We start from the raw sequence: 13714 nt of genomic DNA, 5'->3' as shown, positions 1-13714 counted from the left end.
GGCCGGGGGGCAGGTCGTCGACGGGCCGGACGGGCTCGGCGTGCTCGACCTCGTGGTGGACGGCATCACCGGCATCGGCGGGCGCGGCGGGCTGCGCGAGGACGCCACCGGGCTGCTGCACACGGTGACCCGGGACCGTACGCCGGTCCTCTCCGTCGACCTGCCGAGCGGGGTGGAGGCCGACACCGGGGAGGTGCAAGGCGACGCGGTCCGGGCGGCCGCGACGGTCACCTTCGGCACCTACAAGCCCGGCCTCCTGATCGACCCGGCCGCCGAACACGCCGGGGCCCTGCGGCTGGTGGACATCGGGCTCGGCCCGGAGCTGCCCGAGCCGCCGGACCTGGAGGCGCTCCAGTACGCGGACGTCGCCGCGCTGCTGCCGGCGCCGGGCCCGGAGAGCGACAAGTACCGGCGCGGGGTCGTCGGCGTCGTCGCCGGGTCCGAGCGCTACCCGGGCGCGGCGGTCCTCGCGGTCGCGGGCGCGCTGCGTGGCGGGGCAGGGGCCGTGCGGTACGTCGGACCGGGCGCGGACGCGGTGATCGCCCGCTACCCCGAGGCGCTGGTGCACGCCGGGCCGCCGTCGAAGGCCGGGCGGGTGCAGGCCTGGGTGGTCGGCCCCGGGCTCGGCGACGGGCGGAGCGCGGAGGCGGCCGTCGCCGATGTGCTGGGCGCCGAGGTCCCCGTACTGGTCGACGCGGACGGGCTGCGGCTGCTGGACGCGGAGACCGTGCGGACCCGGACGGCCCCCACCGTCCTCACCCCGCACGCGGGGGAGGCCGCCGCCCTGCTCGGCACGGCCCGGGAGGACGTCGAGGCCGGGCGGCTCGCCGCGGTGCGTGAACTGGCCGCCCGCTACCGTGCCACCGTGCTTCTCAAGGGTTCCACGACCTTGATCGCGGAGGCCCGCGACACCCCCGTACGGGTCAACCCGACCGGCACGTCCTGGCTCGCCACGGCGGGCAGCGGCGACGTTCTCTCCGGTCTCACGGGGTCCCTGCTCGCGGCCGGGCTCGCTCCGCGCGACGCCGCGTCCGTGGGTGCCTACCTGCACGGGCTCGCCGCCCGGCACGGCTCGGACGGGGCCCCGGTCTCCGCGCAGGACGTCGCGGACGGCATCCAGGCCGCCTGGCGCGACGTGCGGGCGGGCTGAGCCGGGGCGATGGTTGAGACCCATTGCCAGTGGGTCCAAGGCCCGGAGGCGGAAGGGCGGTCGGAGACATGGCGAGCGGCAGCGAACCCGTACGCGTACGCAGGGTCTACGACCCGCCGGAGGACGGCGACGGCACCCGGGTCCTCGTCGACCGGCTCTGGCCCCGGGGCGTCTCCAAGGAGCGGGCCGACATCGACCTGTGGCTGAAGGACATCACGCCCTCGGACGAGCTGCGCTCCTGGTACCACCAGGACCGCTCCGGCGCGCGCCACGACACGTTCGTCGAGCGCTACCGCACCGAGCTCGACGACTCCGCCCACACGGAGGCGGTCGAGCGGCTCGTCGGCCTGGTGCGCGGGGGCGGGCCCGTCACGCTGATCACCGCCGTCAAGGACGTGGCCGACAGTCATGTCCCGGTCCTCGTCGACCACCTGAAGCATGTGATGAAACGTACATAGGGTTGGATACCGGCGTGCGCTGCCCGAGAGGCGACCGACGCCTCTGAGAGACTGGGCGCGATGAACGAGACAGCGTCCCTGAGAGCCCGTGCCGAGATCGACCTCGCCGCGCTGCGCGCCAATGTGCGCGTCCTGCGCGAGCGCGCGGCCGGGGCACAGCTCATGGCCGTGGTGAAGTCCGACGGTTACGGGCACGGGGCCGTGCCCTGCGCCAGGGCCGCCCGCGAGGCCGGGGCGACCTGGCTGGGCACCGCGACCCCGCAGGAGGCGTTCGCCCTGCGCGCCGCCGGTCTCGACGGCCGGATCATGTGCTGGCTGTGGACGCCCGGGGGCCCCTGGCGCGAGGCGATCGAGGCCGACATCGACGTGTCGGTCAGCGGCATGTGGGCGCTGCGCGAGGTCGTCGAGGCCGCCGCGGCGGCCGGCCGGCCGGCCAGGATCCAGCTCAAGGCCGACACCGGCCTCGGCCGGAGCGGCTGCCAGCCCGCCGACTGGCCCGAACTGGTCACCGAGGCCCTGGCCGCCGAGCGGACCGGACGCGTCCGGATCACCGGCCTGTGGTCTCACTTCGCCTGCGCCGACGAGCCCGGCCATCCCTCGATCGCCGCCCAGCTCGACGTCTACCGCGACATGGTCGCGTACGCCGAGAAGGAGGGCGTGGACCCCGAGGTACGGCACATGGCCAACTCCCCGGCCACGCTCACGATCCCCGAGGCGCACTTCGACCTCGTACGGACCGGCATCGCGATCTACGGCATCTCGCCCGCCCCCGAGCTGGGCACGCCCGCCGACTTCGGGCTGCGCCCCGTGATGACGCTCGCCGCGTCCGTCGCCCTGGTCAAGGACGCCCCCGCCGGACACGGCGTCAGCTACGGCCACCACTACACGACGTCCACGGAGACGACCCTCGGCCTGATCCCCGTCGGCTACGCGGACGGCGTCCCGCGCCACGCGTCGGGCCGGGGCCCCGTCCTGGTCGGCGGGAGGACACGCACGGTCGCGGGCCGCGTCGCCATGGACCAGTTCGTCGTCGATCTCGACGGCGACCGGCCGGGAGCCGGCGCGGAAGCGGTGCTGTTCGGGCCGGGCGACCGGGGTGAGCCGACCGCGCAGGACTGGGCGGAGGCCGCCGACACCATCGCGTACGAGATCGTCACCCGCATCGGCGCCCGGGTGCCCAGGGTGTACGTGAACGGGACGGCCGGTGCGACCGATCCGACCGGCGCGGCCGATCAGACGGATCAGACCGGTGCGACCGGGAGCGTGCCGCGGTGAGCGGGAGCAGCGCGAGGGCCGCCGCCGACGCGACCGCCGCCACGGCGGCCGGCTGGCGCCGGGCGGGGATCGCCGGAGCCGCGATAGGAGTGCTCGCCGCCGGCGCGGCCGCCGGGGTCGCCGTCGAGCGGCTCACCGTCGGGCGCGGCATGCGAAAGAAGGCGCGCCTCGCACTGGACGCCACCGGGCCCTACGGATCGCTGCGCGGTACGCCGGGCCGGGCCGTCGCCGACGACGGCACCGAGCTGTACTACGAGATCGACGAGGTGGAGACCGAGGCGTCCGCGGGCGACGAGGGCGGCGCCGGTACGTCCGGCAGCCGCCGCCGTCGCCTCTTCGGGCGCAAGGCCCCCGCCCCGGTCACCGTCGTCCTCAGCCACGGCTACTGCCTCGGCCAGGACTCCTGGCACTTCCAGCGGGCCGCCCTGCGCGGCCTCGTGCGCACCGTCTACTGGGACCAGCGCAGCCACGGCCGCTCCGGGCGGGGCCGGGCCCAGGCGGACGGGGTGCCGGTCGGCATCGACCAGCTCGGCCGCGACCTGAAGGCGGTCATCGACGCGGCGGCCCCCGAGGGCCGGCTGGTGCTGGTCGGGCACTCCATGGGCGGCATGACGATGATGGCGCTGGCCGACCAGTACCCGGCCCTGATCCGCGACCGGGTCGCCGCCGTCGCCCTGATCGGCACCTCCGGCGGCAAGCTCGGCGAGGTCACCTTCGGGCTGCCGGTGGCGGGCGTGAACGCGGTGCGCCGGGTGCTGCCCGGGGTACTGAATGCGCTCGGTTCGCAGACGGAGCTGGTGGAGAAGGGGCGGCGGGCCACGGCGGACCTCTTCGCCGGGCTGATCAAGCGGTACTCGTTCGGTTCGCGGGACGTGGACCCGGCGGTCTCCCGGTTCGCGGAACGGATGATCGAGTCCACGCCGATCGATGTGGTCGCCGAGTTCTACCCGGCCTTCACCGAGCACGACAAGAGCGGCGCGCTGCCCGCGTTCCGGGACGTGCCCGTGCTGATCCTGGCCGGGGACAAGGACCTGGTCACCCCCAGCTCGCACAGCGAGGCCATCTCGGACGTCCTGCCCGACGCCGAGCTGGTGATCGTGCCGGACGCCGGGCACCTGGTGATGCTGGAGCACCCGGAGACGGTCACGGACCGGCTGGCCGACCTGCTCGTACGCAGCGGCACGGTGCCGGCCGCTAACGTTGGCGGACATGGAAGCACCGCACAACAGCCCGGCAGCTGAGACCGCTCCGGAGACCGCAGGGACGACCGCTCCGGAACCCGGCGGGGCGACCGCTCCGGAGTCCGCCGGGGCCGTACCCGTACCCGAGGCCGTCACGGTCGCGCTCACCGTCACCTCCCCCGATCAGATGCAGGACCTGGGCCGCCGCCTTGCCCGGGTGCTGGCCCCCGGAGACCTGGTGATGCTCACGGGCGAGCTGGGCGCCGGGAAGACGACCCTGACCCGGGGCCTCGGCGAGGGCCTCGGCGTGCGCGGCGCGGTCACCTCGCCCACCTTCGTCATCGCCCGCGTCCACCCCTCGCTGGTCGAGGGCCCGGCGCTCGTCCACGTCGACGCGTACCGCCTGGGCGGCGGGCTCGACGAGATGGAGGACCTGGACCTCGACGTGTCGCTTCCGGAGTCGGTGGTGGTCGTGGAGTGGGGCGACGGCAAGGTCGAGGAGCTGGCCGACGACCGGCTGCGGGTCCTCATCGACCGCGCGACCGGCGACACCGACGACGAGCGGCGCGAGGTGACCCTGGTCGGCATCGGGGCGCGCTGGGCGGGGCTGCGGGCGGACCTGGCGTAAACCCCACCCCCCCGGCGGCCGGGGCAGGGCCCGTACGTGGGGTGCCCAACGGATCAGTAGTGTTGCTCCGTTCGGCACTGACCACGGGGGAACGCGCATGGAACACCTACGCACGACGACCCGGCCCGCATCGGGCCGTACGTCCTGCTGGCCGCCCTCGACCCGCGGGACGGCGGCCGGACCTCCCCGGAGCGCCGCTACATCGCCCGCCGTGCCGACGGGGACGGCACCGCCCTCCTGTGCCTGCCCCGCCCCGGTGCCGACGCCGCGCGCTGGTCCGCCGAGGCGCGGGGTGCGCACCGCCTCTCCTTCGTACCCGGCTTCCTGCCCGTGCACGAGACCGGACACGATCCTTCCGGGGCGCCCTGGTACGCGGCCCCGTACGCCCCGGCCCTCCCGCTTCCCGCCGCGCTCGCGGCGCACCGCGGGCCCCTCCCCGTGGCCTTCGTCCTGGCCCTGGGCGTCGCGCTGGCCCGCTCGCTTACCGCCGTCCACGCGCTCGGAACGGCCCACGCGGGGCTCTGCCCGGCCACCGTCCTGCTCACGTCCGACGGGCCCCGGACGACCGGGTTCGGCGCGGTCCGCGCCGCCGGGCCCGGCGGCGCGGCGGACTCCGGGCAGGAGCCCGCGAGCATCGCCCCCGAGCAACTGACGGGCGGCCTGCCGCGGCCGCTGGGCGATGTGTACGCCCTCGGCACGGTCCTGGCGTACGCGAGCACCGGCCACACCGTCCCCGAGAGCGCCGAACTGCCGCTCCCGCTGCGCGCCGCGGTCTCCGGATGCCTGGCCCGCGACCCGGCCACCCGGCCGGACGCGGCGCGTCCGGCGGCCCAACTCGCCGACGCCGGGGCGGTCACCCGAGGGGGCGCGGGCGCCACGGTGCTCGACGGCGTGTTCCCCGTACCGCTGCCCGCGCGGGTCGCCGCCGAACTGGTCCGGCAGTCGGCCGAGGTCCTCGCCGCGGAGCTGCCCGTCCCGGCGGGCGCGCCCACCGCCCACGCCACGGCCCGGGGCTGATCGCCGATGTTCCTGGCACTCACCCACGACGACCCGCGGCACCTGGGCGGCTACCGCCCGCTGGCCCGGCTGGGCAGCGGCGGCATGGGCACCGTCTATCTGGCCCGCTCCGGTGGCGGTCGCGTCGTCGCCCTCAAGACCATGCACGCCAGGATCGCCTCCGATCCGGTCTTCCGCACCCGCTTCCGGCTGGAGACCGAGGCCGCCCGGGTGATCGGCCCGGTGCACGGCGCCCGCTGATCGACCACACCGACCGGTACTGGCTGACGGCCGACGGCGGACGGGTCTTCCTCACGGAGGGCGCCTCGCTCAGCGCGCTGCCCGTCTTCTGACACCGCCCTTCACGAGACCTTTCCGACAGGGTGTCGGTAAACTGTTGCGCGGGGGGCCGTGGTCGTGGTCACATGGGTACGAGACGTGGTTAGGTCTGCCTAACCATGCCCTCCACCGGAGCACCCAGGAGGCATCCATGCCGACGCCCGAGCGCGTAGCGCGACCGCAGCCGCGACCGACTCCGTCCGCCCTGTCGATGAGAGACCTGCTGGCCTCGTGCGCCGCGGCCACCGCGGTCTCCACCCCACCGAACGACGCGGCGGAGGAAGCGGACGGCCGTGACGCCCGCGGCGCGGTTCCCCCGCCGGCCAGGCGCGAAGCCGCGTAGCGGAGACGAACGGGGTCCTACGGGACGACGACGACCGTCGCGCCGACCGTCGCGAAGGTCCACATCGCGTTGCCGTCCGCGCGCTTCATCCGGACGCCGCCGGTCTTCGACGTCGGGTCCGGGCTGGCCATCGAGCCGTCCTGCGCCGCGCTGAAGCCGATCGTCACCTCGTCCACGTTCGCGAAGCGGACCACGTGCTCGATCGGGACGCCGTCCGAACCCCGGACGGTGCCCGAGCGCGACGTGACCTGATGGACCCCGGGCGGCGGGCTGACGGGGCTCGGCATCACGGTGAAGGTGCGGATCGCCTCGTTGTCCTCGTCGACCAGCCACACCCGGCGGTCCTTCAGCGCGTACACGACGCGCTCGCCCTCGCCGGAGGCGGCCGGGACCGCCAGTGGGTCGGCCGGGGGCTTCGGCTTGGCGGAGGGCTGCGCCGAGGCCGAGGCGGACGTCTTCGGGCCGGGCGTGGACACTACCGAGGCGGGGGCGTTCGCCGAGGCCTGGTAAGCGAGGAAGGCGACCGCGGCGACCGCCGCCGCAGTGAGCCCGGCCACGATTCCCGAGCTGCTCCTTGCCACCGTGAACTCCCCTTTCGGCGCCGCCTGCCGCATGTCGTACAAGCGTTTACGTCGTACCCGCGGATACCCGGTGACGGTAGCAGCAGCGCGGGTGCGGACCGGGACGCCGTACGGACGCCGTAACGCCGTCGGCGGAGCCGTAGGCTGTTTGCGTGCTCTTGCTCGCCATGGATACCGCCACGCCCGCCGTCACCGTCGCCCTGCACGACGGTACGTCCGTCATCGCCTCCTCGGGACAGGTCGACGCCCGCAGGCACGGGGAGCTGCTGCTCCCCGCCGTCGACCGGGTCCTCGCCGAGGCCGGGACGAAGCTCGACGCCGTGACGGACGTGGTCGTGGGCGTCGGCCCCGGCCCCTACACCGGCCTGCGGGTCGGCCTGGTCACCGCCGCCACCTTCGGCTCCGCCCTCTCCGTACCGGTCCACGGCCTGTGCACGCTGGACGGCCTCGCGTACGCCGCCGGCCTGGAGGGCCTGGAGGGGCCGTTCGCCGTGGCGACGGACGCGCGCCGCAAGGAGGTCTACTGGGCACGGTACGAGGACGCCCGCACCCGTACGGGCGAACCCGCCGTCGACCGGCCCGCCGACATCGCCGAAGCGCTCGCCGGGCTCCCCGTGGTCGGCGCGGGCGCGGTGCTCTACCCGGACGCCTTCCCGGACGCGCGCGGCCCCGAGCACGTCGCCGCCGCCGCGCTCGCCGCACTCGCCGCCGAACGCCTCGCCGCCGGGCAGCGGCTCCTGGAGCCGCAGCCCCTCTATCTGCGCAGGCCCGACGCGCAGGTCCCGAAGAACTACAAGGTGGTCACCCCGACGTGAGCGCCGCCACCGCCGCCGTACTGCGCGAGATGCGCTGGTGGGACATCGCACCGGTGCTGGAGCTCGAACACGCGCTGTTCCCGGACGACGCCTGGTCGCCCGGCATGTTCTGGTCCGAGCTGGCCCACGCCCGTGGCCCCGGGGCCACCCGCCGCTACGTCGTCGCCGAGGACCCCGCCACCGGGCGCATCGTCGGCTACGCCGGGCTCGCCGCCCTCGGCGACCTCTCCGACGTCCAGACGATCGCGGTCAGCCGCGAGGCGTGGGGCACCGGCCTCGGCTCCGAACTCCTCACCGATCTGCTGAAGCACGCCACGGCCTTCGAGTGCGCCACCGTGCTTCTCGAAGTCCGGGTCGACAACACCCGCGCGCAGAAGCTGTACGAGCGCTTCGGCTTCGAGCCGATCGGCTTCCGGCGCGCCTACTACCAGCCGGGGAACATCGACGCCCTGGTCATGCGCCTCACCATGCACGAACACGTAGCGGAAAACGGGACTGAATGATGGCTGCCGACGAACCCCTCGTACTCGGCATCGAGACCTCCTGCGACGAGACCGGCGTCGGCATCGTGCGCGGGACGACCCTGCTCGCGGACGCCGTCGCCTCCAGCGTCGACACCCACGCCCGTTTCGGCGGCGTCGTCCCGGAGATCGCCTCCCGAGCCCATCTGGAGGCGATGGTCCCCACCATCGAGCGCGCCCTGAAGGAGGCGGGCGTCAGCGCCCGCGACCTCGACGGGATCGCCGTCACCTCGGGCCCCGGGCTCGCCGGGGCCCTGCTCGTCGGGGTCTCGGCCGCGAAGGCGTACGCCTACGCGCTCGGCAAGCCGCTCTACGGGGTCAACCACCTCGCCTCGCACATCTGCGTCGACCAGCTGGAGCACGGCCCGCTGCCCGAGCCGACGATGGCCCTGCTGGTCAGCGGCGGCCACTCCTCGCTCCTGCTGGCCCCCGACATCACCAGCGACGTCCGCCCGCTCGGCGCGACGATCGACGACGCGGCGGGCGAGGCGTTCGACAAGATCGCCCGTGTCCTGAACCTCGGCTTCCCCGGCGGCCCGGTCATCGACCGCCTCGCGAAGGAGGGCGACCCGAAGTCGATCGCGTTCCCGCGCGGTCTGACCGGCCCGCGCGACGCCCCGTACGACTTCTCCTTCTCCGGGCTGAAGACGTCGGTGGCGCGCTGGATCGAGGCGAAGCGCGCCGCGGGCGAGGAGGTGCCGGTACGGGATGTGGCGGCGTCCTTCCAGGAGGCCGTGGTGGACGTCCTCACCCGCAAGGCCGTCCGGGCCTGCAAGGACGAGGGCGTCGACCACCTGATGATCGGCGGCGGCGTGGCCGCCAACTCCCGGCTGCGCGCCCTGGCCGAGGAGCGGTGCGAGCGGGCCGGCGTCCGGCTGCGGGTGCCGCGTCCCGGGCTCTGCACCGACAACGGCGCGATGGTCGCGGCGCTCGGCGCGGAGATGGTCGCCCGCAACCGCCGCCCCTCCGACCTGGAGCTCTCCGCGGACTCCTCGCTGCCCGTCACGGAGCCGCATGTGCCGGGCGCCGCGCACAGCCACTCCCACGACCACGTGCACGAGATCAGCAAGGACAACCTGTACTCATGAGTGCCGCGACCGTCGTCCTGATGTGGGAAGCCCGCGCCGCCGAGGGCCGCGGCGGTGAACTCCTGGAGTGGGCGCGGGCACGCTCCGCCGAGCTGGCCCGTGAGCCGCACCGCCGCGAACTGCTGCGCGCCCCGCAGGACCGGGTCCTGGTGATGACGTGGTGGCAGGACGCCTCGTACAACGACGACCTCCCCGAACTCCCCGAGCCCGACGCCGCCCTGATCACCCGCCCGGTGCACCGCTGGCGCTTCGAGGCGGTGGGCTGAGCCGCACCTCCGCCCCCCAATTGCCGGTCGGTCTGAGCCTTCAGGCCCTCGTGCCCCGGGTGCCGCGCCGGATCAGGCCGTCCACGATCGCTTCCAGCTCCTCGACGGTCCCGTAGTCGGCGGCGTACTCCCGCCAGCGGTCCTTGATCCCGGCGAGCCGGGGCAGCTCCGCCGCGTCCTCCTCGGTGATCATCTCCGGGAAGAACTCCCGGCGCGACGGGTTCTCCGCCCGGCGGGCCGCCGCCCTGCGGAAGACCAGGTCCCCGTAGACGTAGCTCCAGATCGTCCGGTACGCCCGCACCGAGTGGGCCGGGGAGAGGCCGCAGGCGAGCGCGCAGTCGATGATCTCCTCGACCATCCACAGGGCGTTGCGGTCGGTCAGCTCGCCCAGCGCCAGGACGTCCAGCACCCAGGGGATCCGGCCGATGATGTCGTGCATGTGCGCGGCCACCGCCACCAGCCGCTCGCGCGGGTCCCCGGGCAGCTCCGGGCGCGGGAACGCCGCCGCCGTGCCGGACAGGGTGAGCATCAGCAGCTCGTCCTTGTCCCGCACGTAGTGGTAGAGCGCCATGGGCGTGCTGCCCAGCTCCTTCGCCACCCGCCGCATGGACAGGGCGGCCACGCCCTCCTCCTCGACGATGCGGCGCGCGGCGGCGACCATCACGTCCGGGTCCAGCCTGCGGGGCCGCCCCACGGGCCGCCCGGCCGCGCCCGGTCCGCGGCCCGTCGCCGGGTCTTCCGTCTTCTTCGTTTTCTTCGTCTTCTCGGTCTTCTCGGTGCCTGACACCTGGGCATTCTCTCCTTCCGGGGCTCGCTCCGGTCCGCTGCGGGGCCCTCCCGGCGCTTCGGCACTTAATTTCTGTACATGTATGGTAATTCGCGTCCGAGGGAAGCGTGAAGGGGAAGGGGACGTCGGGGTACGCGACCGCGTTCTGGGCCGCGTCGGGCCTCCTGGCGGCGGCCGCGCTGGCGGCGTACGCCCTGCTGCCGGCGGAGCGCCGGGCCGGCGGTACGGGCCCGGCGGCCGTGGAGTCCGTCGCGGCGGAGCACGAGGGCGACGCCGCCGCCCGCTGAGGCCGCACGGGTGACGCCCCCGGGGGCCGGGGGCGTGTCCGATGAGCCCGGGGCGTGTCCGATGAGTCCGGGCGGCGGGTCCGGTCTACCTTCCACGACGTCCGGACCGGCCGGCCCGGACGCGTGGCCGGCCCGACGAGGAGAAGACCATGCAGAAGATCACCCCCTGTCTCTGGTACGACGGCCGGGCGAAGGAGGCCGCCGAGCACTACGTCGCGATCTTCGGCGGTGACTCCCGCATCCGGGACGTCACCCACTACGGCGCAGAGGCCCCCGGCGAGACGGGTTCCGTGCTCACCGTCGCATTCCGGCTCGCGGGCCAGGACTACACGGGGCTCAACGGAGGCCCGCAGTTCCCGTTCACCGAGGCGATCTCGCTCTCCGTCGACTGTGCCGACCAGGCCGAGGTGGACCGGTTCTGGGCCGCGCTCTCCGAAGGCGGCGAGGAGGGCCGGTGCGGCTGGCTCAAGGACAGGTTCGGGGTCTCCTGGCAGATCGTTCCGAACGAGCTGCCGCGACTGCTGGCCGACCCGGACCCGGCGAAGGCGGACCGGACCATGAAGGCGATGCTCGGCATGGGCAAGCTGGACATCCAGGCGCTGCGCGACGCCTGAGCGGGCGCGCGGCCGTAACGGCCTCCCCCGCGACAGGGAGCGGGCTCCCGGCGTCATGGGGCTCCACTTGCGGCGTTGTCGTCGGTCAACGACGCTCCGCGTCGCTTCCCTCCTCCGCCTTGCAATCGAAGCCCCATGACGCCGCTCGCTGATCCACTCCCTATCGTGGGGGAGGCCGTAAGAGCCCGAACGGGCGCGCGGACCCCTGCGGCCGGGTCGGTAATGTTCTGCGCATGCCACGCCGTGCCCCGCTCCGCCGCCCCCGCCGCCCGTCGAGATCAGCTCCTGGCCCGGCCGCGAGGCGATGCTCGCCGACCGGGCGGTGGTCCTGGGCGAGCTGGTGAAGATGCACGTGGGTCCTGGGCGGCTCGGGCTGCTGTGGATGTGGGCGGGGCTCGCCGCGACCGGCTGGAGCCTGGTGGGCTCCGGAATCGTCATGTTCGAGCAGGCGGCCGACTTCTTCAGCGGCATCGCCGGATTCGTCAGCCTGGTCATCGGCGCGGCGGTGCTGGTCCCGGCCGTCGTCTTCCTCTGCCTCGGCGTCTCGCGGGACCGGAAGGTCCGCTCGCTGCTCACCGCCTGGGGCGCGCTGGACCGCGACCCGGAGCGCGACCGGCGGCTGCGGATGCCCGGGACGAGCCTCGTCTGGATGCTGCTGTCGTTCGTCCTGGGCGCGGTGGGGCTGGCCCTGTGCGTCATCGGGCCCGCGAGCGCGCGGCCGGGCCGGGAGACGTACGGGCTGGTCGTCCTGGTGATGGGCGTCGGCATGGTCGCCTGGCTGACCGCGTTGATCGGCGGGGTCACGGCCCTGGCGCACCGCCGCTGGGTGGTGGGCGTCCTGATGGGGGCCGGTACGGGTGCGGGAACGGGGGCAGGGGGCGGGGCCGTACGGCCGCCGGTCCCGGACCGGGCGGCCGGGCCCGCCCGCCCTCGTCCGCTCCGGCGGACCCGGCCACCGCTGAGGTGCTTCGGCCACCCGGCTCAGCTCAGCGGATGGCCGATCAGCATCGTCGGAGCCCCCGCCACCCGGGTCAGGAACACTGTCGCCGCGTTGGGTCCGCTCAGCTTCATCCGCCGGCGCAGCTCCTCCGGCTCGACCGCCGAGCCGCGCTTCTTGACGGTCAGCACACCGACCTGACGCTCCCGCAGCAGCGCCTTCAGCTTCTTCATGTTGAAGGGCAGTTGATCGGTGATCTCGTAACCCGAGGTGTACGGGGAGGAGTACCGCGCATCGCTCGTGACGTACGCGATCGTCTCGTCCACCAGCCGCCCGCCGCACCGCTCCACGATGCCGGCGACCAGATGGGCCCGGATCACCGCGCCGTCCGGCTCGTACAGATAGCGCCCGACCGGGCCCACGGGCGGGGCGGGCAGCGGGGCCGGAGCGGCCAGGACCGCCCCGGAGGGCAGCAGCGTGGCCCGGAACACACCGGGCGCGAAGCCCTCCCCGTACCAGAGCACCGCCTCCTTCACATCGCCGCCGTCCGAGATCCACTCGGCCTCCGCCTCCGGGCCGATCGCCTCGTGCGGGACGCCCGGGGCGATCTTCAGCGCTGCCCGGGGGGCCTTCAGCGCGGCGGCCGTCGCCCAGGACAGCGGCGGTGAGTACGCCTCCGGGTCGAAGATCCGGCCCCTTCCCCCGCGCCGTGCCGGGTCCACGAAGACCGCGTCGTACGGCGAGGTGTCGATCTCCGTCACGTCCGCGCACCGCACCTCGATCAGACCGCCCAGGCCGAGCGCCCCGGCGTTGGCGCGGGCCACCTCGGCGGTCAGCGGATCGCGGTCCACGGCCAGGACGGAGATCCCGGCGCGGGCCAGCGCGACGGCGTCGCCGCCGATGCCGCAGCACAGGTCGGCCACGCTCCGCACGCCGAGCCCGGCGAACCGGGCGGCGCGGTGGGTGGCGACCGAGGTGCGGGTGGCCTGCTCGACGCCGTTGGGAGTGAAGTACATCCGGTACGCGTCCTCGGCCCCGAACTTCGCCACCGCCCGCTGCCGCAGCCGGGCCTGGCCCAGGGCCGCCGACACCAGCTCCGCCGGGTGCGTGCGGCGCAGCCGGGTCGCGGTGGCCAGCTCGTCGGCGGGGTCGTGGTCGCGCAGTTCGGCCAGCAGCTGCTCGCCCTCGGGGGTGCGCAGCGCGGCGAAGGCGGCGCCGGCGGGGTCGTCGGACGGGGCGGCGGGGGTCGTTGCGTTCACCCGGTCCATTGTGGGCCAGCCGGGGTCGCGTCCCGTCCGGCCCCGTGAACCCGTGCCCGTGCGCCGCTGTGGGCGCCGGTGGGCCGGCCGGGGGACGGGCGCCGGTCCGCTCGCGGTGTCGGGGCCGGAGGCGGGCCGGTGGCTGGCAGGATGCGGCGCCATGCAGCTAGTACTACAAAAAGAAAAATC

General features: G+C 74.6%; 17 protein-coding genes. 14 read left to right on the top strand and 3 right to left on the bottom strand.

Annotation, left to right across the window (positions count from 1 at the left end; translation table 11 throughout):
* The 8 genes from B9S58_RS22815 to B9S58_RS22780 form a co-directional block, all read left to right on the top strand.
* Positions 1-1150: NAD(P)H-hydrate dehydratase (locus B9S58_RS22815; protein ID WP_103533941.1), on the top strand; the 1150-nt coding region annotated here is incomplete at its 5' end.
* 68 nt (positions 1151-1218) lie between these two features.
* The gene (locus B9S58_RS22810; protein WP_103533940.1) at positions 1219-1608 is read left to right on the top strand and encodes a DUF488 domain-containing protein; all 390 of its coding nucleotides are present in this window, start codon (positions 1219-1221) and stop codon (positions 1606-1608) included.
* Positions 1609-1668: 60 nt separating this feature from the next.
* Positions 1669-2883 carry an alanine racemase gene (alr, locus tag B9S58_RS22805; RefSeq protein WP_103533939.1) on the top strand — a complete coding sequence of 405 codons (1215 nt, stop codon included), beginning with the start codon at positions 1669-1671 and terminating at the stop codon, positions 2881-2883.
* On the top strand, positions 2880-4124 hold the full coding sequence (locus B9S58_RS22800) for an alpha/beta fold hydrolase (RefSeq protein WP_103533938.1): 1245 nt from the start codon (positions 2880-2882) through the stop codon (positions 4122-4124). Before alr ends, B9S58_RS22800 begins: the two co-directional genes overlap by 4 nt.
* A complete protein-coding gene (gene tsaE, locus B9S58_RS22795; protein ID WP_103533937.1) occupies positions 4093-4692 on the top strand; it encodes a tRNA (adenosine(37)-N6)-threonylcarbamoyltransferase complex ATPase subunit type 1 TsaE in 600 nt (199 codons plus the stop codon). The genes B9S58_RS22800 and tsaE overlap by 32 nt, the downstream gene beginning before the upstream one ends.
* Positions 4693-5022: 330 nt before the next feature.
* Positions 5023-5709, top strand: a complete 687-nt coding sequence (locus tag B9S58_RS22790) for a serine/threonine protein kinase (protein ID WP_258044898.1) — start codon at positions 5023-5025, stop codon at positions 5707-5709.
* 6 nt (positions 5710-5715) lie between these two features.
* Positions 5716-5949 (top strand): hypothetical protein, encoded by a 234-nt coding sequence (locus B9S58_RS22785; protein ID WP_181009414.1) that lies wholly within the window; start codon positions 5716-5718, stop codon positions 5947-5949.
* 229 nt (positions 5950-6178) lie between these two features.
* Positions 6179-6370: a hypothetical protein gene (locus B9S58_RS22780; protein WP_103533935.1), complete on the top strand. Its 192-nt coding sequence runs from the start codon at positions 6179-6181 to the stop codon at positions 6368-6370.
* A 17-nt stretch (positions 6371-6387) separates the two neighbouring features.
* Here the strand turns inward: B9S58_RS22780 and B9S58_RS22775 are convergent, their stop codons facing one another.
* A complete protein-coding gene (locus B9S58_RS22775) occupies positions 6388-6984 on the bottom strand; it encodes a hypothetical protein (protein WP_181009413.1) in 597 nt (198 codons plus the stop codon).
* Positions 6985-7118: 134 nt separating this feature from the next.
* On the opposite strand from B9S58_RS22775, the gene tsaB reads away from it, so the two are divergent.
* From tsaB to B9S58_RS22755, 4 genes are read left to right on the top strand one after another with little or no spacing between them, the layout of a single operon-like run.
* Positions 7119-7766, top strand: coding sequence for a tRNA (adenosine(37)-N6)-threonylcarbamoyltransferase complex dimerization subunit type 1 TsaB (tsaB, locus tag B9S58_RS22770; protein ID WP_103533943.1), 648 nt, complete (start codon positions 7119-7121; stop codon positions 7764-7766).
* Positions 7763-8269: a ribosomal protein S18-alanine N-acetyltransferase gene (gene rimI, locus B9S58_RS22765; protein ID WP_103533933.1), complete on the top strand. Its 507-nt coding sequence runs from the start codon at positions 7763-7765 to the stop codon at positions 8267-8269. Before tsaB ends, rimI begins: the two co-directional genes overlap by 4 nt.
* The gene (gene tsaD / locus B9S58_RS22760) at positions 8269-9375 is read left to right on the top strand and encodes a tRNA (adenosine(37)-N6)-threonylcarbamoyltransferase complex transferase subunit TsaD (protein ID WP_103533942.1); all 1107 of its coding nucleotides are present in this window, start codon (positions 8269-8271) and stop codon (positions 9373-9375) included. The genes rimI and tsaD overlap by 1 nt, the downstream gene beginning before the upstream one ends.
* Complete coding sequence (locus B9S58_RS22755) at positions 9372-9641, top strand: hypothetical protein (protein WP_103533932.1); 270 nt, start codon at positions 9372-9374, stop codon at positions 9639-9641. The genes tsaD and B9S58_RS22755 overlap by 4 nt, the downstream gene beginning before the upstream one ends.
* A 40-nt stretch (positions 9642-9681) precedes the next feature.
* Here B9S58_RS22755 and B9S58_RS22750 read toward each other — a convergent pair whose 3' ends face one another.
* Positions 9682-10428, bottom strand: coding sequence for a TetR/AcrR family transcriptional regulator (locus B9S58_RS22750; RefSeq protein WP_103533931.1), 747 nt, complete (start codon positions 10426-10428; stop codon positions 9682-9684).
* Between the two features lie 107 nt (positions 10429-10535).
* Here B9S58_RS22750 and B9S58_RS22745 point away from each other — a divergent pair, with 107 nt between their 5' ends.
* Together B9S58_RS22745 and B9S58_RS22740 are read left to right on the top strand one after the other, a co-directional pair.
* Positions 10536-10715, top strand: a complete 180-nt coding sequence (locus B9S58_RS22745) for a hypothetical protein (protein ID WP_258044896.1) — start codon at positions 10536-10538, stop codon at positions 10713-10715.
* Between the two features lie 149 nt (positions 10716-10864).
* Positions 10865-11329, top strand: coding sequence for a VOC family protein (locus B9S58_RS22740; protein WP_103533930.1), 465 nt, complete (start codon positions 10865-10867; stop codon positions 11327-11329).
* A gap of 981 nt (positions 11330-12310) precedes the next feature.
* Here the strand turns inward: B9S58_RS22740 and B9S58_RS22730 are convergent.
* Positions 12311-13534 carry a methyltransferase domain-containing protein gene (locus tag B9S58_RS22730; RefSeq protein ID WP_103533929.1) on the bottom strand — a complete coding sequence of 408 codons (1224 nt, stop codon included), beginning with the start codon at positions 13532-13534 and terminating at the stop codon, positions 12311-12313.
* Positions 13535-13714 lie beyond the last annotated feature (180 nt).

Origin of the sequence: Streptomyces sp. SM11 (genome assembly GCF_002910905.1) — a bacterium.
Lineage (GTDB): Bacteria > Actinomycetota > Actinomycetes > Streptomycetales > Streptomycetaceae > Streptomyces.
The sequence above is the reverse complement of the archived record's forward strand: the minus strand, read 5'-3'. Positions and strand labels throughout refer to the sequence as shown.